We start from the raw sequence: 17812 nt of genomic DNA on the forward strand, positions 1-17812 counted from the left end.
ATGGGCAAGAGGATCAGTCTTAATGCTTTCGAAATAACGGCGCCGGGCCATCAGTGGCCGGGTATCTGGCGACACCCCGAAAGCAGAGGACACCAGTACAACTCTCTGGACTACTGGGTCGACATGGCCCAGACGTTGGAGCGGGGAAAGTTTGATGCCATGTTCATAGCGGACGTAGCCGGTCTCTACGACGTCTACAAGAACTCCCCAGACCCCTCGTTAGCCGACGGAATGCAGGTCCCGATCAACGATCCCTTCATGCAGGTATCCGCTATGGCTGCAGCGACCAAGAATCTTGCTTTTGCAGTCACGTCTTCTGTGACACTGGATAACCCCTATGCCCTTGCCAGGAAATTCTCCTCTCTGGATCATCTTACGAACGGTCGTGTCGGCTGGAACGTAGTCTCAAGCTATCTTGAGAGCGCCGCCAAGAACTTCGGTTTGACGTCTCAGATTCCCCACGATGAGCGTTATGAAATCGCAGAGGAATTTATGGACGTAGCGTATAAGTTGTGGGAAGGATCTTGGGAGGACGACGCGGTCCGTATTGACACCGAGCACGGTGTTTACACTGACCCATCAAAGGTCCACCCAATCGGTCACGCCGGGAAATACTTCAATGTTCCCGGCATGCACCTATGCGAACCCTCCGCCCAACGAACTCCCGCTATCTTCCAGGCCGGAGCTTCGCCCCGGGGCAGAGACTTTGCCGCCAAACACGGCGAAGGCATCTTCATCCATGCGATGAAGCCTTCGCTCGGACGCAAGGTTGCCGACGATATTCGAGATAGGGCCGAACGGTTCGGGCGGTCCCGCGACTCGGTCAAGATCTACACAATCCTGAGCGTCGTTGTTGGGGAAACGGATGCCGAAGCACAACGGAAGTTCGAGGATTATCGACGGTACGCTTCCACAGATGGAGCCATGGCGATGTTCGGCGGGTGGACCGGAATTGACCTGAGTAAGTACGACCCGGATCAGGTCCTTAAGTACGTTGAGACAGATGCAGTGCGAACAATCCTCCATATGGTCACAAAGGCTGATCCGGAACGAGAATGGACGGCCAGGGAGGTGGCGGAGTACTTGAGCACCGGGGGCATGGAGCCGGTACTGGTGGGAACGCCAGAGCGAATCGCGGACGAAATTGAGAGGTGGGTCGATGAGTCGGGGACGGACGGCATTAATCTCGCCCGCTCTGTGACACCGGCTTCGTTCAAGGATTTCGTCGACATGGTCGTGCCAGAGCTTCAAAAGCGCGGCCGCGTCTGGAAGGATTACGAGGGCAGCACCTTGCGGGAATACCTGCAGGGACCCGGCAATTCACGGGTCCAAGCCACGCATCCTGCTGCGGCCTATACGAACGCATACACCGAAGGCCCCTCCGCGGGCAATCCCGCCCTTTTAGTCTGACGAACGTACATTGCGAACAAAAACCTGATTGCTCGCATTCGTTGTGCAATGCAAACGTCGGCCGCTACCCGTTCAAGAGCTAGCTTGAGTGGCAGCGGCCGACGGCTGCTTGCACACTATTCGCGTTTACGACACTGTTAAAGGGGCTCTTCACAAATGAGGGTGTAGCAGTGGCCTGAATCCGCCGGATTCCAGTAGGGATCTGGCTACGTAGTTGGTGAGGTTTCTGGACCGGCTGGGCTCCTGCCGGTGGATCGAGAACACCTCGAACCTCGTGGTGCTGGGCAAATCCAGCGTCGGCAAGTCCTACCTCGCCCAAGCACTGGTCAACGCCGCCTGCCGGCAAGACCACACCGCCCGCTACTTCCGCCTCGATGACCTCGCCAATCAACTCGCCGTGTTGAACCGCGCCGATCCGGAGCGAATGCGGTTCCTGGCCGGCATCCATACCTGCGACCTACTGGTCCTGGATGACTTCCTCACCACCCCGATCAGCGCGGACACCGCCAGCGAGCTACTCAACATCCTGGCCGCCCGCGAAGGCCGAGGCGCCACCATGGTGACCTCGCAGTTCGACCCCGAAGACTGGTACAAATCCCTCCACGACGCCGTGATCGCCGAGTCCATCCTGAATCGCATCGTCTCCAACAGCGAAATCGTCCAACTCGACGGCCCGAACATGCGCCGCCACACCAACGCCAACACAACCGACGACGACGCCGCCGCCGAGTCGACCGTCGACCAACCTGCCTGACCCAACAGCGCGGGCGCAGTGACCCCGATAGAAGCACTACCGGATACCCGCGCCCGCGCTACCGGACCGATACACCGGACCGATACACACCTGCTACCGAAAGAGCCGTCTATACACTTGGCGCCAGACATGGGCGCAGTCTGCGCATCGGTAGCGGGGGACCGTGATGTGGAGGGTGGTGGGCCGCCAGCCCACCGGTTCGTGCGCCAGCCGGCGGATCACGGTGCCGCGGGGTGTTCCTTGGGATCCGCAGCGGTGGCACCAGTGATCCGGTTCCACCACCCGGCAGACCAGCACCGCACGCCGGGGTTCCAGGCGTTGGCCGACGGCTACGAGTCCGAGCTCGTCGAGGCGGCAGAACTTGGTCAGGTCACAGTCGTCGAAGGTAGCGTTAGGCACGTCGAGGTCTTTCAGATGGCTGGCGTAGGAACCTCCATCTTCGAAAGGTCTCGACCTCTATCCAGCCATCGACGCGCCGCTACGCCCGGGAACACCATCTACACCCTCATTTGTGAGGAGCCGTTAAAGGTAGAGATCCCATGACATTTTTAGAGTGCTGATGGGCAGGCGTCAACAAGGGCAATAGGGAAGCAGTTCGCCGTTGCACTTACTGTCGACGACCTCAGGGGCGAGAATCAGTCGTTGTGGATGTCGAAAGGATCATTGGCGGGACGCCCCGTGAGCCGTGTCGTAAGGACTGAGAAGCTGCGTTCTAGATGCTTTCCCATTGCTTCGGCGGCCGCATCTGGGTGGCCACTTCGCACTGCCTCGAGAATGGCACAGTGCTCTCTTTCTGAATGTTGCATTGAATCGTTGGAAGACAACAACAGGTCCCAGGGGAACGCGCGCCACAACGTATCGATCTCGTTCACCAAGCCGGGAATGCCACATCGCTCATAGAAGAAGAAGTGATACTTTTTGTTCAGTTCTCTCAAACGTTCGGCACCGGAAAGACGGGCTGCTTGGTTCAGCTCCTCCAGAAGTTCCTCTCCCCGACGTATGTCATGGGGAGAAAACCTAATAGTGGCCCTACGAATAGCATAACTTTCTGTCAACCGACGGACAACGTAGGTTGCCTTGACCCGTTCAAAATCGACTCCAGCCACGCGCACACCACGGCGTGCTTCGGATACGACCAGCCCTTCAACTTCCAAAGCACGAAGGGCCTCTCTAACGGGTGTGATGCTGCTTCGAAAACGTTTTGCCAGATCATCCTGAGGAAGATGGGACCCCCTCGCCAGTTCACCGGAAACAATGAGAGAGCGAAGCTCACCGATGATTACGTCTCTCTTAGTCGGCGTATTAATCGGCACGTCCTACCTCTCACCCGTTGATATTTAGCCTGCCTCAATCCTACCTCAAGCCCTAAACTGTGCATGATCGGCGAAAAGTCGACAAACCTCGTTGGCATAGGCTGATGCGTAGGCGCGCCATGGGCGGGCAAGCTGGCAACCGTCCTGTTTCTAAACGAGCCTGAGGGGCAGAAGCGGTGCGAGAACAAGTTCGAGACGAGCAGATAATACCTCCCAGTAGTTCTCGATCTTCAGCTTCCGAACATGAGTCTTGATCGAATTGTGCACATAGACCGCGTGACAGTTCTGAGCCATAAGGTCAGCATCGATCGTCACCACAAACTCACCGACATCCTGGCCCTTACGGATAACGTCAGTCGTTAGTCCAATCCACCGATCCCCGTGCGATTGGCCTCCGACACCGACGACACTTCCGAGTTGGAATGACTCGCGGATGTAGCTCGCGGCATTCTCCGGGTCAGAAATATACAGATCCGCCAAAGCCCTGTATCCGTTGAGAATCCGAGCTAAGTAGTCTCGACCCGTGTGCCCGAGGCCAGGATCGGCATTAAGGGACTCCTGCTCCCTCGAGTAGCCTGATACAATAGCGCCGAACCGCGTTCCATAGGCAGATAGAAACAAGTTTCGCTTGTTAGGGAAATAGCGAAAAAGGGTTGCTTCACCGACCCCGGCGCGTTCCGCGATTTCTCGTGTGGTTATTTGATCGATGCCCCTTAAGGCGAGAAGCTCGATGGTGGACGCCAAGAGTCGCTCGTGCGTTTCCACCTTCTTCCTTTCACGAAGACTCATGGACATGGCTCTCCCCGCATATCCCCACTCCGTTCCGAGATCGAGCTTCAACACATTCACACTGCGTCCTTTATGCGCTCTTCACTCTGGCCTTTGCCCTGTCGAGAGAATTGGCATGCACGAATAGATATTAAGGGACCGTCGCGCACGCCGAACGTGACATCTACCAACACATCATAGGGCGACTCGACCCGTACAGTCAGTCGGGCTTTCCTGCCCGCGGCTTTCTACCGCTACGCCTAATAATACTTGGTTTGGTTGGTTCAGCTCATGGGCAGGGCCTTCCACGGCCGCGCCACCATCGCCGCGGCGATCAGTGCCGGAACCGATGTGTCCATCGTCGCCCGGGTAGACCCGGCCGTGAAGTAAACCATCACCGTCATCGCCGAGGACGTCTGGACAGAAATCGAGTACTCGGAGGCGATCCACGACGAGACCAGCAACCGGTGGATCTCCAATGCCGAGGTCGCCGAGGGGCCCTTCATCGTGTTCACCTCCCGCAAGAAGTCCGACGAGTACCAGGCTGGTTGGTGGTGCACCGGATATCCGTGCTGAACCGAAGAACCTGGAACAGCCGGGGTTGTTTGGTGCGCCCCGGTTCCACGCGCTCTTCACCACCAGCACCCTGAACACCGTCGCCGCGGACAAAGCCCACCGGACGCATTCGGTGATCGACCCGATCGACACCGGCCTGTAGAACAGCACCCTGGTATACCTGCCCTCCGGAGTCTTCACCTCCAACGCCGCCTGGCTGGTGCTTGAGCCGCCCATCGTCAACCTCATCCGGGCTGTCGCGACCATCACTGGTACCGGCTTGACCAAGGCAACCACCGCCACCCTCTACCGCAAGATGATCGAGGTCCTGGCCCGAGTCGCCTCTTCAGCTCGCCGGATCAAGTTGCACCCACGTCGGCCCTGGCCTTGACAGAACCAGTGGAGCATCTTATTGGAGCACACTCACGGGCCGCCGCCAGCCGTGGTGACCTGACTGTCGAAGCCGGACGCCGGCGTGAGACGAGGGCACTCAGTGGAACACAAGTTGGGAGGCCCCGTCCCTCAGCGCTCCCCGAAACCACCAGCCCTGGTCGACAGAAAATCAATAGCCTTCCTAAGGTCAGCCGTTGGACCGCGGCTAAAGGTAGTGGTATTTGAAACCAAGCCGACCGAGGGTCCAAGGCATCGGGAGAGTCGCACAGGCCGCGTGGCCCTCTTCACATGACTCAGCCATACCTGTCAACGACGTTCGTGCATGGGATCAATGCATTATGCATGTTCGCCACAAGCGCTCGAGAAAATGGCAACCAGAAGTCAACGGATGCATGATCTCTCTATGTGATGCATACTTGCTTGTGTCAAGCATCACGCGGAGCTGATCCAGTTCCGAGTGGTGAAGGCGAGTGTTACGACCGGTCTTCTCGTAAGCCTCTTGGATTCAGGGAATAAGACCGTCGGGCCGAGGACGAAAGGAAGAAAATGATCCAGCCGGTTCTCCCTCTGGAGGGCATCACCGTTGTGTCGATCGAGCAGGCTGTGGCGGCGCCGTTCGCCACTCGTCAACTCGCCGACCTTGGGGCCCGCGTCATCAAGATCGAACGTGACACCGGGGACTTCGCGCGAACATACGATGAGTCTGTGCACGGACAGGCCAGTTATTTCGTCTGGCTCAACCGCACCAAGGAATCCGTGGTCTTGAACCTCAAGTCCGAGCTGGGCAATAAAGCTCTGCGCGCCATGCTGGAGCAAGCGGATGTGTTCGTCTCCAACCTGGCCCCGGGCTCGGTGGACCGTCTGGGCTTTGGCGCTCAATCGGTGCACGAGTACAATCCCCAGCTGATCCATGCGTCAATCTCCGGTTATGGCCCCGGAGGTTCCTACACGGAGCGCAAGGCCTACGATCTGATCATCCAGTGCGAGGCCGGACTGCTCTCGACCACCGGAACACCAGAGAGCCCAGCGAAAGCCGGCGTCTCGGTGGCCGATATCGCCGCCGGGATGTACACCTACTCGGGCATCCTGGCTGCGTTGCTGCAACGGGCCCGCACCGGGCGGGGCGAGACTCTGGAGATTTCCATGCTTGAGGCGCTGGGAGAGTGGATGTCCCAGACGCACCTGCTGGCGGTGCACGGCGGCTCGGCACCGAAGCGTTCGGGTGCCCAGCACGCTTCCATCGCTCCCTATGGCCCATTCCCGACCTCGGACGGCACGGTCTTCTTCGGCCTGCAGAATGAACGGGAGTGGATGACCTTCTGTCGCGAGGTCATCGACCGCCCACAGATGGCCGAGGATCCCCGGTTCACCCCGAACGCACGCCGGGTTGAGAACCGGCCCGAACTGCACGGCATCATCGAGGAGGTCACTACGAAGCTGGCCTCGGGCGAGCTAATCGCCCGACTGGACGCCATCGGCATTGCCAACGCTCGGATGAGGGACATGTTCGAATATGATCAGCACCCGCAGTTGGCCGAACGTGACCGGTGGCGGTCCGTCGAACTGCCTGGTGGAACCGCCCGCGCCCTGGTGCCGCCGGCAACACCGGTGGGCGTGGAACCACATTGGGGCCCGGTGCCCACGATAGGCCAGCACACCGACGCGGTCCTGTCTGAGTTCTTGGACACCACCGCGCCCGCCGTAGAGTTTGCAGGTATCAGCGAAGGAGGCAGCAATGCCTGAAGATGCGCCTATGACTCAGATCCCGCTGGTCAGCCACCAGCGCTTCGCCGGGACAGTGGACCGCATCGGTCAGGGCAGCACGAGCGTGAAGGTCGCGGATCAGGCCTGGAACCGCATTGCCGGCAAACAGCTTGAAGACCTCGCTTTCCGGGCGGTCAGGGAGATCAGCCACTATCTGCGGCCGGACCACCTGGCCTCGCTGCGCGGGATCCTCGACGACGCCGAGGCCTCGGCGAACGACCACTTCGTGGCCCTGGACCTGCTGTCCAACGCCGTCGTCTCCTCCCGCGAGGTCTTGCCAATGTGTCAGGACACCGGGACGATCATCGTCCATGCCCGACGCGGACATCGAGTCATCACCGACGGCAAGGATCGGCAATGGATCGCCCGCGGCGTCCAGCGGGCCTTCGCCGACCTGGACCTTCGGTATTCCCAGTTGCATCCTCTGACCACCTGGACGGAGGAGAACACCGGGACAAACCTCCCGGCCCAGATCCATATCGAGCTGGAAGAAGGCTCCGACTACGAGCTGCTCATCATGGCCAAGGGAGGAGGATCGGCAAACAAGTCCTTCCTGTTCCAACAGAACCGCTCCGTCCTGGACCCGGAACGGATGCTGGACTTCTTGCGGGAGAAGATCGCCGAGATCGGGACCTCGGCCTGCCCTCCATACCACCTGGCCGTCGTCATCGGTGGCACCTCCGCCGAGGAGTGCCTGACCACCGCCAAACTGGCCTCGGCCCATCACCTGGATCACCTGCCCACCAAACCCGGACCGCAGTCCTGGTCCCTGCGAGATCCCGACTTTGAACAAGAACTGCTCCGAATGACTCGGGAACTGGGCTTCGGAGCCCAGTTCGGCGGCCGCTACTTCTGTCACGACGTGCGAGTAATCCGCATGCCCCGGCACAACGGATCGCTGCCCATCGCTGTGGCGGTCTCCTGTTCCGCCGACCGGCAGATCGAGTGCCGCATCGACGCAGACGGGGCCTGGATCGAGCGACTCGAGCACCAGCCCGAGAAGTACCTTCCCTCGGATCGGCATCGTAACGGCCAAGCCCGGAACATCAACCTGGACCAACCCATGGATTCCTTACTAGCCGAACTTGCCGAATGTGAGCTCGGAGAGCGGCTTTCGCTCAACGGGACCCTGGTGGTGGCGCGGGACCTCGTCCACGCTGAGCTTCGTTCACTGATCGAACGCGGTGAAGAACTGCCCGACTGGTTCAAGAACCACCCGGTCTACTACGCCGGGCCGTCCAGGACGCCGGAAGGATACGCCACCGGGTCCTTCGGCCCCACAACAGCCGGCCGCATGGACTCCTATGTCCCGATCTTCCAGCCACTGGGCGGTAGCATGATCACCTTGGCCAAGGGCAACCGATCCGCCGACGTCGCTGCCTCCTGCGGCGAGCACGGCGGATTCTACCTGGGAACCGTTGGGGGACCAGCAGCCAGACTGGCGCAGGACTGCATCGTGGACTCCCGGGTCATCGATTTCGAAGACTTTGGTATGGAAGCCGCCCGGGCGATTACGGTAAAGGACCTGCCGGCCTTCGTCGTGATCAACGACCACGGTGACGACTTCTACCAACGGGCCCGCAAGGCATCGCTGGGAGCTCGCATCCCGGTAGGCACATCCGGTGGGCGCTGACCAAGAATCGGTACGGCGGCAATGGCATCTGACCTATGCCCGGTCAGTGGTGGTCACGACCTCACGGGCCGCCGGCATCGTCGCGCCGCCTAATCAATCCGCGCATCCGGTATCTGGCTGGGTTGCGGTGCACCGCAACGGTGGCCCGCGCCCTCCAGCACTCCTCCCTGTGAGGTTGCCTCTCCCAGATTCCCTTCTCGCAATCCCGGCGCGATGCCACACGCTGAGAGCACGAAACCACTGCCACCCTGTAGATCCTCAGGAGTAACCAGATGAGCCTGGCCAGAACCCTCGCCCGCCACACCATCGACGTCCCGCCGCTGCCACCACCGGTGCAGGACTGGATGCGTCACCTGCTCATGGACTACTACACGGTCACTGTCGGAGGCACGGACCGCCATTCTGCTGCAGCGGCCCGCGCCAGTGCAGCGCTGTCGGAGGAACCTGACGAGCTGCGGTGCGCCAGCCTCCACGGCATCTCGGCGTGGGCCACTGTAGAGGAAGCCGCGCTAGTCAACGGCATCACCGCTCATGGACTTGAACTGGACGACACCTATGAACAGGCATCCTCTCACCCCGGGGTGGCCATCTTCCCTGCGGTCCTGGCAATCGCCGACGCCCAAGGCGAAAGCGCTGGCAAGGTGCTGCAGGCCACTACAGTCGGGTACGACGTGATGTGCGCCCTAGGCGTGCTGGTGGGGCCAGCGGAGTCCTACGCCCGCGGCTTCCACCCAACAGGCATCACCGGTGCTGTTGGAGCAACGGCCGCAGTCTGCTCGATTATGGACTTGGGCGAAGAGCGCACCACCCACGCCCTGGGCTTGGCGGCCGATATGGCCTCAGGCAGCCTGGAGTTCCTCTCCGACGGTTCCTGGACCAAGCGGCTCAACGCCGGGCAGGCTGCAGCGACCGGCATCCGAGCCGCTCGACTGGCCGCGGCCGGATTCACCGCCCCGGCGACGTCGCTGGAAGGCCGGGACGGATTTTTGCGCCAGTACGGCCAGGGACAGATCCCGGGGCGGACCCTTCATCTAGAGTTGGGCCGCGGAGCCTTGGAGACGAGCATCAAGTTCTACCCCTGCTGCCGATACATGCACGGCAACATCGACTTGCTCATCGCTCTTCGGCGGGAAATGCCCGAGCTGTCCCTCAAGGACATCGAATCCATCGAGGTGGCTGTAATCAAGGCAGGGGCAGCCCTGGTAGCAGTGCCGGCCGAACGCAAGCGAGTGATCACCACCTCGGTCGACGCTCAGTTCAGCATGCCCTTCGGGGCAGCGGTCGCGCTGGCCACTGGAGCGGCCACCGTGGAGCAGTTCGATCGCGCCGCGGCGGTCGCGGATGAGCTCAGACCGTGGATCGAGAAGGTGCGCTGCTACGAATCCGAGGACTTGGAGGCGGCCTACCCTGCCGCATGGCAGGCCGAGGTACGCCTTCGCCTCAAGGACGGGAACGTCATCGACAAATCCACTGGCGCCTTCCGGGGCTCGCCCCCCCGCCGGGCTAGCAGAGACGATCTGGAGGCGAAGGCGAGCCAGCTCATCGGCCCAGATGCTGCTCGACTGCTCGCGGCCAGCGTGTTCGACATGGTCCTCAGCCGTCCCCTGGCTGAACAAGTCGACCTCTCAGCACTTAACGCCATGGCCCCGGCCTCGGCTAACGCAGACATTAGGGCACCACTTCAGGGTGTCCCTCGTCAATCACCGTCAATGTCGAACGTGGCCGACCCGCTACCCTGAGCGGTAGCGCCGACGCAGTTCGACTATGCCGCGGCTCACGCGCCGCTCTAGTGCCGTGCCTGCCAGATCTCCCCAGCGACGGTGTCACCCATGAGTCGGCGCATCGAGTCTTCGCCATCGTCGGCCGCCGAACCAAACCCGGTGCCCCAGTAATCGCACCAGCACCATGTGATGAGCGGCGATTACCGGCTCTTCGGTCATTGGGTGGGGAGTGAGGCTCGCCGGGTGAGTTGATGGGGGCAGGCGTCGAGGTCCCCGATGATCAGTAGCGACCAAGCATGCTGATCTACCCAGAGGACCTCGACGTTGACCAACGCTACGGGGTGCGTGAGCGCGCCCGCCACTACTAATGCCTGTTCTCGCTGCGATGTGTTGTTGGGCCTGGATTGCGTCCACGTCGAGCACGTCGAACGCGGTCAGTCACGGATGACCGTGACCGTCTCCACACACTGGCAGTTGATGGGCTGTCCTGACTGCGGGGTGGTGGCCCCGAGCAGGGGCCGTCGTGACCGGTGGCTGCATGATGTTCCCGGGGCCGTTCCGGTGCGGCTGCGGTGGCGCCAACGCACCTGGCGGTGCCCAGATCCAGACTGCAGCCGTGGGGTGTTCGTCGAGCAGGTCCCGGAGCTGGTCGCGCCGCGTGGGACGGTCACGACCCGTGCGGTGGGCTGGGCCATCGGCCAGCTGCGCCGCGAACACGCCACCATCGCGGGCCTTGCCCGGCAGTTCGGCACCGCCTGGAGGGCCGTCTGGGGTGCCGTCCGGCCCGTGCTGGAGCGCATGGCTGCCGATCAGTCCCGGTTCGAGGGCGTCGACTCGCTGGGCGTTGACGAGCACATCTGGCACCATGTCGATACCCGCCGGCGGGGCCCGAAGGAACTGACCGGGATGGTCGATCTCTCCCGCGATACCAAGGGCCGGGTGCGGGCCAGGCTGCTGGACCTGGTCCCGGGCCGGTCGAAGAAGGCCTACGCCGACTGGCTGTCCGAACGCTCCGAGGCGTTCCGGTCCGGAGTGCGCGTCGCGGCCCTGGACCCCTTCGCCGGCTACAAGGGCGCGATCGAGGACCAACTCGACGACGCCGTGGCCGTGGTCGATGCCTTCCACATTGTCAAGCTCGGCACCCAGGCCGTGGACGAGGCCCGCCGCCGTGTACAGCAGCAGACCATGGGCCGACGAGGCCGCAAGGGCGACCCCCTGTACGGGATCCAGCGCACCCTGCGGGCCGGAGTAGAGAACCTGACCGACCGGCAGGCCGACCGGATCGGCGCCGCCGTGAAGGCTGACCCGGCCCATGAGGAGGTCTACCTGGCCTGGCAGTGCGCCCAGGACCTCCGTGCCGCCTACCGGGCCACGGACCTCGCCGAGGGCCGCAGGATCGCGGAGAAGGTCCTGAGTACGTTCCATACCTGCCCGGTGCCGGAGATCGCCCGGCTCGGCAGGACCCTGCTCCGCTGGAAGGACGCCTTCCTGGCCTACTTCGCCACGCACTGGGCGAACAACGGCGGCACCGAGGCCATCAACGGAATCATCGAGCTCCACCGTCGTCTGGCCCGCGGGTACCGAAACCGTGAAAACTACCGACTCCGCATGCTCCTGGTCGCCGGAGGACTCACAACCTGATCCCCACCCAATGACCGAAGAGCCCGATTACCGGGGCAGCACGGTTCCACCACCGCCGATCGGTGCCCTGACCGCTGAGTAGGACCAAGGATGGGCCATCTTCCTAGACGCCGGAGGAGCTGGCCGCCCCATCCTCGACCGCGGCCTCGGATTCTGCCACGGCGGTGCCTAGATCATGCGGGTCAGTAGGAGCGGGGCATGCCGAGGACCTTGGTGCCGATGAAGGCCTTGATCAGGTTGTTGTTGACCGGGGCGACTTGGTACATGCGGGTCTCGCGGAACTTGCGTTCAATGTCGTATTGGTCGACGAAGCCGTAGCCGCCGTGGGTGTTGAGGGAGACGTTCGCAGCCTCCCAGCTGGCGTCCGAGGCCAAGTGCTTGGCCATGTTGGCTTCGGCGCCGCAGGACTGGCCGGCGTCGAATAGACGGGCTGCCTCGAAGCGCATCATGTCTGCGGCCCGGACCTTCATGTAGGCATCCACGATAGGGAACTGCACGCCCTGGTTGGTGCCGATCTTGCGGCCGAACACCTCGCGGGAGTTGGCGTAGTCGGCGCCCCGTTGGGTAAACCAGTAACCGTCACCGATAGCCTCGGCGGCCAGCAGGATCCGCTCGGCGTTCCAACCGTCGATCACGTAGGCGAAGCCCCGATCCACCTCGCCGATCACGGCGGAAGTGGGCACGCGCATGCCATGGTAATAGATCTGGTTGGTGGCGTAGTTGAACATGGTGCGGACCTTGACGATCTCGAGGGTCTCGGCCTGTTGGGCACGGACCTGGCGCAGGTCCACCAGGAAAAGCGTCAGACCGTAGGTGCGCTGCTCGCTCTTCGGGGAGGTACGGGCCAGCACGAAGGCCAGGTCGGACTCGTCGATCCGGCTCGTCCAGCTCTTGTGGCCAGTAATGATGAAGTCCTCGCCGTCACGCACGGCCACGGTCTCGATGCTGGTCGTGTCGGAGCCGGCCTTGTCCTCGGTGATGGAAAATGCCTGCAGACGCAGTCGACCTGCGGCGATCTCGGGCAGGTAGGCGGTCTTCTGGGACTCGTTGCCGTGCCGTAGCAGGGCCCCCATGGTGTACATCTGCGCATGGCAGGCCGCCGAGTGACCGCCGGAGCGGTTGATCTCCTCCATAATCACGCTGGCCTCAGTCAGCCCGTACCCCAGGCCCCCGTACTTGGCCGGGATTAGGGCCGCGAGCAGGCCCGAGCGGGTAAGGGTGTCGACGAACTCCTGGGGGTAGCGGCGCTCCTGATCGGTCGCGCGCCAGTAGTCGTCGCCGAAGTCAGCGCAAAGTTCCCGGATGGTCTGGCGGATATTGTCCAGCGTCGGGACGGCCTGCGAGCGAGCATCGAGCGGCTGTGCAGTCATGGTCTCTCCTGTGGAGTTATGGGATCTACGCCCTGGGGTGTAGCCGGACAAAGCGGTTGCTGAGAGAAAAGCTACGAAATATATTAGGCTCAGTCAAGAGTCCAATACAGGCCCCGACAGTGGGTTGACCGTTCATGAAACGCAGGGAAGACTGGCCTTCGATAGCAAATATATTCTACTTCGACAGGACTGCTCTGAACAGAGAGGAAGGACATCATGAAAACACAGGTTGAGGCATCGCCTCAGAGTGGTTCGCGCGTCGTGGGAGGCTGGACCGGTCGATTGTTCGAAGACTTCCACGTGGGTGACATCTACTACCACCCGTTCGGCAAGACGGTCACCCAGGCGGACAACCAGCAGTTCACGCTCAGCACCCAGAACGTATCCAGGGCCCACGTGGACGCGCACTTCGGTGCCCAGACGGAGTTCGGCAAGCCGCTGGTGAACTCCACCTTCACGCTCGCCCTGGTCACCGGCCAGTCCACGATCGACCTGTCTATGAACGTCTTCGCCAACATGGGTTGGGACGAGGTACGAATGCCGGCCCCGGTCTACGAGGGCGACACGATCTACTCCCGCTCCAAGGTGCTTACCCTGCGCGGCTCAGCCTCCCGCCCGCACCTAGGCCTGGTCACCGTGGCGACGGAGGGCTTCAACCAGGACGGGGTGATCGTGATCAGCTACCGGCGCACCTTCATGCTCTACCGCCACGGCCACCTGCCCTCGGTGGAGGGCTCGCGCCCGGATGAGTCCTCGCTTCCCGACGTGCAGGAGGACGCATGACCGCCACCGCCTCCACGCCCGAGTGTAATGCGGTGCTCGCCACTGTGGCTGATGCCCGGACGGCTCTTTTCGTCCCCGGGGATCGACCCGATCGCTTCGCCAAGGCTTGCGCATCCGACGCCGACATCGTGATCATCGACCTAGAGGACGCCGTCGCCGCGGGGGAGAAGGCTAACGCCCGGCGACAGGCCTGCCAGGCGTTAGCACCCGGCGCAGAGGCCTCGGTCCGTGCCCTCGTCCGGGTGAACCCGAAGGATTCTGACTGGTTCGAGGCCGACGTCGAAGCACTGCAGGGACTCGTGAGTCAGCCCGGCCATGGACTGCTCGGGTTCGTCCTGCCAAAGGCGGAGGAGCCCGAGCAGGTGCTGGCCGCCCGCCGACGAGTTCCGGCCGGCCTGGCGCTGGTGGCGCTGATTGAGAGCGCCAGGGGTGTGGCCAACGCGGTGGGCATTGCCCAGGTGCCCGGGGTCACCCGGTTGGCGTTCGGGGCGGTGGACTTCGCCCTGGACATCGATGCCGGCAGCGAGCCGCGGGCCCTAGATTACGCGCGTTCGGCGATCGTCGTGGCGTCCCGGGCCGCGAACATCACCGCGCCGCTGGACACCCCCTCACTCGCCATCAAGGACCTCGCGCGCGTCGCCGAGGACGCTCGACTGGGACGAAGCTTCGGGTTCAGCGGCAAACTATGCATCCACCCCGCGCAGCTATCGGCCGCCACCACGGCCCACGTGCCTACCCAGGAAGAAATCGACTGGGCCCAGCAGGTAATCACCGTCTCCGACACCGGGGCGGCGCAGGCCAACGGGGAGATGATCGACCGACCCGTCATCAAGCGCGCGCTCAGGATACTCACCCGCGCAGGAAAGAACCACTCATGACCAGGCCGCCCTCGAAGGAATCACCGTCGTCTCGATCGAACAGGCCGTGGCTGTATCCTTCGCCGGCCGCTTGGGCGCGCGCATGGTCAAGATAGAACGCAATGTTGGGGGCGTCACCCGCGGCTACGACGAGAAGACCAACGGCATGGCTAGCTATGTTCGTCTGACTGAATCGCGGCAAGGAATCCGTGGTGCTGTAGGTGAAGTCTGACGACGGCCGCAAGGCCCTGCAGCAGATCGCCACCGAGGCGGACGTCCTAGTCCAGAATTTGGCCCCGGGCGCCCTCGAGCGACTCGGACTGAGCCCAGGCGAAGCGAGGGAGATTCAGCCCTGCCTGGTCCAGGCTCGATCTCCGGTTGCGGGCGCGGCGGCCAGAGGAGCAGAAGAAGACCTACGGACCTGTCGGTGCAGCGCGAGGCCGGGCTGCTATCGGTCAACAGCGCCCTGCACGCGACCATCGCCCCATACGGCCCGTTCGACGTGGCGAATGGCACCAGCTTCTTCAACCTCCAGAACGAGCGCGAGTGAGCGGCGTTCTGCTCCACCGTCTTGGGCCACCCGGGGCTAGCGCAGGATCCGCGATTTATCAACGATATCCAGCGGGGAGGCACAATGGCAGGAACTCCATGCCGAAATCGGCGGCTTGCTGTCCGGGCTAGGAATCATCGAGGCTCTGGCTCGTCTCGATGCCGCCGGGGCCCCAGTGCCCAGTTGCTGGACATATCGAAGCTCTCCACCCACCCGCAGCTGCAGGCCCTGGGCCGTGGTGTGATGTCGAGTCCCCGGTCGGCTTCACTGGCAACCTTCTGTCCCCGGTGACTGCCCGTGAGGCCAACGTCAGGATTGGGGGGCATGTCCCCTCTCGGAGAGCACACCGAGTCCATCCTGGCAGAGTTCGCCTCCCATCTGTCCGCCCCCCGCTAAGCTGGCGTCTGCACTCCAGACCACTTACGAAGGGCGGACAATGACGCAGCAACGGCGGCCTCAGCGCAGCGCCGAGGCGGCGGCACACGTGCGTGCCCTGGTCATCTCCGGAGAGTTCCCACCGGGCACCCAAGTCCGTCCCGAGACGATAGGCGAGGATCTAGGGATCTCCACTACACCGGCCCGCGAGGGACTGCAATTATTACGCGCCGAAGGATTCCTGGAGCTGGTGCCGCAGAAGGGGTTTCAGGTGGCCTCCCTGACCGGGGACGATATCCGCGACCTCTTCCGTGCTCAAGCTTTGCTGGCCGGGGAACTGGCTTTCCGAACCGCAGACAATTGCGGCCCGGTCGACCGGGCCGAGCTTGAGGCCCTGCACCACGAACTCCTCGCCGCGGCAGCCCGCAGAGACACCGGCCTGCTGGAGGAGAAGAACCATGCCTTCCACCGCCAGATCAACAACCTTGCCGGGGCCCGCAAGATCCAATGGGTTCTGGGACTGACCACGCGGTATGTCCCGCGGCGGTTCTACGCAAACATCGCCGGGTGGCCGGAGGCGACAGCACAGGACCACGCCCGCATACTGGACGCCATCAAGGCCACCGATCCTGAGGCAGCCCGCACTGCCATGGAGACGCATGTGATGAACTCCGGCGAGCTACTGGCCGAGCACTTCGACACCCGGGCGGCTGAGACCGGGCTGGCGTAAGACGACACCGACTTCCCCGGACGACGAGACTACCCATCACGGCGCACCTGCCCTGGGGGCAGGCTCTGGTAGTCATGAGTACTTCCGTAAGTGCCAACAGCCTCCGAGTGCAGGGGAATGCCTCCGGTGTTAATGCGCTCTTACCTGCCCCATTTCGCCAGCCTCAGCGGGAGTCGTGTGGACTCGCAGATTCGCACTTAATCCTCATCTTGACATAAGGTAGCTTATCGGCGTTAAACCAACGGGAGTTACAGTAGATGCAGGAGCCCCCGTCCCTGGCGGTTGTGGCGTCGCTGCACATCAGTTAGGCAATGCCCTGGCGTGCTGAAAATTCGTCCGCACTGAGCCCTAGTCTCGGCGTGTTGGCGTGTTGGCGCCGCATGATTCCTGCATCTGATGCAGGATTCAGCCGAAGCATTCGGGGTCCCGTAGATGGTGATGGCCATGGCCCTCAGCCCCTGGAGTGAGGTTCTTCCTTCGACCCCTACTAGTACTATTACCGGTAATACACGCCGATGGTTTTAGTACTATTTTCTGCTGGGAATATTCATGGTCTTCTACGTCTAGGGTGAGCCCATCACGGAAGCGTGCCGGCGCGAGGAATGAGGCCGCCGAGAAACCCTGCTCTGCACCTGTGGCTCGTCGCATCTTCACCCCTGTCCCGCGCCTCGGTCTGAGTCCGTCCCAAGCCCTCCCCCGGCCATGCTGGGTGGTGACGTTCAGGCTGGCGCTGATTCCTGGATCCCCCATGGTCAGGTGCTGAGGGGTCTGCCCTTGGGTAGCTCGTGGGCCCGGATGGCCGGGAAGGGTTTTCCGTCGTTGTATTTGGCTTCGAGGCGTTCGACTTCGGCCATGGCGGCGCGGTGGAGGAACTGGCTGAGGGTTCGGGGGCCTTCGGTGGCCTGGGTGTAGAGGATGGCGCCGCGGATGCGGTCGGTGTCATCTTTGTCTTGGTAGAAGGAGACCTTGGGTGGGTAGGTCTTCTTGGCGGGGGTTTGCCCTTCTGATGGAGTGTTCTCTGACATGTGGCTACCTTTCACGTGGCGATCTCGTCCTCCGGGACAGGCGGTGCGAGGTGCTCTACTGAATGGTACTAATAGCGGCAATATTCTGTTGTGTGGCTCCCTCCGTTGTTCGGGTGCGTTGCTCGACGACGTGAGGAAGACGCCGATATCGTGCCGGTCGGACCCGAATC

At 62.5% G+C, this 17812-nt stretch carries 16 protein-coding genes and 2 pseudogenes; 12 read left to right on the top strand and 6 right to left on the bottom strand.

What is annotated here, in order from left to right; genetic code table 11:
* On the top strand, nucleotides 1-1410 hold the full coding sequence (locus AB0K08_RS16200; RefSeq protein ID WP_363356238.1) for an LLM class flavin-dependent oxidoreductase: 1410 nt from the start codon (nucleotides 1-3) through the stop codon (nucleotides 1408-1410).
* Nucleotides 1411-1687: 277 nt separating this feature from the next.
* Nucleotides 1688-2164: an ATP-binding protein gene (locus tag AB0K08_RS16205; RefSeq protein ID WP_363356240.1), complete on the top strand. Its 477-nt coding sequence runs from the start codon at nucleotides 1688-1690 to the stop codon at nucleotides 2162-2164.
* Between the two features lie 117 nt (nucleotides 2165-2281).
* On the opposite strand, the pseudogene AB0K08_RS16210 reads toward AB0K08_RS16205, so the two are convergent.
* Nucleotides 2282-2533 (bottom strand): annotated as a pseudogene (locus tag AB0K08_RS16210) (transposase family protein); the annotation flags it as partial.
* On the opposite strand from AB0K08_RS16210, the gene AB0K08_RS16215 reads away from it, so the two are divergent.
* On the top strand, nucleotides 2420-2707 hold the full coding sequence (locus AB0K08_RS16215; RefSeq protein ID WP_363356299.1) for a hypothetical protein: 288 nt from the start codon (nucleotides 2420-2422) through the stop codon (nucleotides 2705-2707). The pseudogene AB0K08_RS16210 and the gene AB0K08_RS16215 sit on opposite strands and share 114 nt — an antisense overlap.
* A gap of 92 nt (nucleotides 2708-2799) precedes the next feature.
* Here AB0K08_RS16215 and AB0K08_RS16220 read toward each other — a convergent pair whose 3' ends face one another.
* From AB0K08_RS16220 to AB0K08_RS16230, 3 genes are all read right to left on the bottom strand, one after another.
* The gene (locus AB0K08_RS16220) at nucleotides 2800-3477 is read right to left on the bottom strand and encodes a GntR family transcriptional regulator (protein ID WP_363356242.1); all 678 of its coding nucleotides are present in this window, start codon (nucleotides 3475-3477) and stop codon (nucleotides 2800-2802) included.
* Between the two features lie 150 nt (nucleotides 3478-3627).
* The gene (locus tag AB0K08_RS16225; RefSeq protein WP_363356244.1) at nucleotides 3628-4320 is read right to left on the bottom strand and encodes a helix-turn-helix domain-containing protein; all 693 of its coding nucleotides are present in this window, start codon (nucleotides 4318-4320) and stop codon (nucleotides 3628-3630) included.
* A 209-nt stretch (nucleotides 4321-4529) separates the two neighbouring features.
* On the bottom strand, nucleotides 4530-4751 hold the full coding sequence (locus AB0K08_RS16230) for a hypothetical protein (RefSeq protein WP_363356246.1): 222 nt from the start codon (nucleotides 4749-4751) through the stop codon (nucleotides 4530-4532).
* Between the two features lie 988 nt (nucleotides 4752-5739).
* Between AB0K08_RS16230 and AB0K08_RS16235 the strand changes: the two genes are divergently transcribed.
* The 4 genes from AB0K08_RS16235 to AB0K08_RS16250 all read left to right on the top strand — a co-directional run bounded on the left by AB0K08_RS16235 (nucleotide 5740) and on the right by AB0K08_RS16250 (nucleotide 11952).
* Nucleotides 5740-6936 (top strand): CaiB/BaiF CoA-transferase family protein, encoded by a 1197-nt coding sequence (locus tag AB0K08_RS16235; protein WP_363356248.1) that lies wholly within the window; start codon nucleotides 5740-5742, stop codon nucleotides 6934-6936.
* A 10-nt stretch (nucleotides 6937-6946) separates the two neighbouring features.
* Nucleotides 6947-8590, top strand: a complete 1644-nt coding sequence (locus tag AB0K08_RS16240; protein WP_363356250.1) for a fumarate hydratase — start codon at nucleotides 6947-6949, stop codon at nucleotides 8588-8590.
* A gap of 272 nt (nucleotides 8591-8862) precedes the next feature.
* A complete protein-coding gene (locus AB0K08_RS16245) occupies nucleotides 8863-10329 on the top strand; it encodes an MmgE/PrpD family protein (RefSeq protein WP_363356252.1) in 1467 nt (488 codons plus the stop codon).
* Between the two features lie 426 nt (nucleotides 10330-10755).
* Nucleotides 10756-11952: an ISL3 family transposase gene (locus AB0K08_RS16250; protein WP_363356254.1), complete on the top strand. Its 1197-nt coding sequence runs from the start codon at nucleotides 10756-10758 to the stop codon at nucleotides 11950-11952.
* Nucleotides 11953-12134: 182 nt separating this feature from the next.
* Here the strand turns inward: AB0K08_RS16250 and AB0K08_RS16255 are convergent, their stop codons facing one another.
* On the bottom strand, nucleotides 12135-13322 hold the full coding sequence (locus tag AB0K08_RS16255; protein WP_363356255.1) for an acyl-CoA dehydrogenase family protein: 1188 nt from the start codon (nucleotides 13320-13322) through the stop codon (nucleotides 12135-12137).
* A gap of 216 nt (nucleotides 13323-13538) precedes the next feature.
* On the opposite strand from AB0K08_RS16255, the gene AB0K08_RS16260 reads away from it, so the two are divergent.
* From AB0K08_RS16260 to AB0K08_RS16280, 5 genes and pseudogenes are all read left to right on the top strand, one after another.
* Nucleotides 13539-14105, top strand: coding sequence for a MaoC family dehydratase (locus AB0K08_RS16260; protein WP_363356257.1), 567 nt, complete (start codon nucleotides 13539-13541; stop codon nucleotides 14103-14105).
* Nucleotides 14102-14983: a CoA ester lyase gene (locus tag AB0K08_RS16265; protein ID WP_363356259.1), complete on the top strand. Its 882-nt coding sequence runs from the start codon at nucleotides 14102-14104 to the stop codon at nucleotides 14981-14983. The genes AB0K08_RS16260 and AB0K08_RS16265 overlap by 4 nt, the downstream gene beginning before the upstream one ends.
* Nucleotides 14984-15183: 200 nt before the next feature.
* A pseudogene (locus tag AB0K08_RS16270) lies at nucleotides 15184-15273 on the top strand (hypothetical protein); the annotation flags it as partial.
* A gap of 116 nt (nucleotides 15274-15389) precedes the next feature.
* A complete protein-coding gene (locus tag AB0K08_RS16275; RefSeq protein ID WP_363356301.1) occupies nucleotides 15390-15512 on the top strand; it encodes a hypothetical protein in 123 nt (40 codons plus the stop codon).
* Between the two features lie 436 nt (nucleotides 15513-15948).
* Complete coding sequence (locus AB0K08_RS16280; protein ID WP_363356261.1) at nucleotides 15949-16617, top strand: GntR family transcriptional regulator; 669 nt, start codon at nucleotides 15949-15951, stop codon at nucleotides 16615-16617.
* A 752-nt stretch (nucleotides 16618-17369) separates the two neighbouring features.
* Here AB0K08_RS16280 and AB0K08_RS16285 read toward each other — a convergent pair.
* The gene (locus AB0K08_RS16285) at nucleotides 17370-17642 is read right to left on the bottom strand and encodes a hypothetical protein (protein ID WP_363356263.1); all 273 of its coding nucleotides are present in this window, start codon (nucleotides 17640-17642) and stop codon (nucleotides 17370-17372) included.
* Between the last annotated feature and the right edge of the window lie 170 nt (nucleotides 17643-17812).

The organism is Citricoccus sp. NPDC055426, assembly GCF_040677445.1.
Taxonomy (GTDB): domain Bacteria; phylum Actinomycetota; class Actinomycetes; order Actinomycetales; family Micrococcaceae; genus Citricoccus.

Excerpts from the sequence above, each read along its gene's own strand:
- AB0K08_RS16200 (WP_363356238.1), top strand. The coding sequence starts at position 1 with ATGGGCAAGAGGATCAGTCTTAATGCTTTCGAAATAACGGCGCCGGGC.
- AB0K08_RS16230 (WP_363356246.1), bottom strand. The coding sequence starts at position 4,751 with ATGAAGGGCCCCTCGGCGACCTCGGCATTGGAGATCCACCGGTTGCTG.
- AB0K08_RS16235 (WP_363356248.1), top strand. The coding sequence starts at position 5,740 with ATGATCCAGCCGGTTCTCCCTCTGGAGGGCATCACCGTTGTGTCGATC.
- AB0K08_RS16240 (WP_363356250.1), top strand. The coding sequence starts at position 6,947 with ATGACTCAGATCCCGCTGGTCAGCCACCAGCGCTTCGCCGGGACAGTG.
- AB0K08_RS16245 (WP_363356252.1), top strand. The coding sequence starts at position 8,863 with ATGAGCCTGGCCAGAACCCTCGCCCGCCACACCATCGACGTCCCGCCG.
- AB0K08_RS16250 (WP_363356254.1), top strand. The coding sequence starts at position 10,756 with ATGACCGTGACCGTCTCCACACACTGGCAGTTGATGGGCTGTCCTGAC.
- AB0K08_RS16255 (WP_363356255.1), bottom strand. The coding sequence starts at position 13,322 with ATGACTGCACAGCCGCTCGATGCTCGCTCGCAGGCCGTCCCGACGCTG.
- AB0K08_RS16260 (WP_363356257.1), top strand. The coding sequence starts at position 13,539 with ATGAAAACACAGGTTGAGGCATCGCCTCAGAGTGGTTCGCGCGTCGTG.
- AB0K08_RS16265 (WP_363356259.1), top strand. The coding sequence starts at position 14,102 with ATGACCGCCACCGCCTCCACGCCCGAGTGTAATGCGGTGCTCGCCACT.
- AB0K08_RS16280 (WP_363356261.1), top strand. The coding sequence starts at position 15,949 with ATGACGCAGCAACGGCGGCCTCAGCGCAGCGCCGAGGCGGCGGCACAC.
- AB0K08_RS16285 (WP_363356263.1), bottom strand. The coding sequence starts at position 17,642 with ATGTCAGAGAACACTCCATCAGAAGGGCAAACCCCCGCCAAGAAGACC.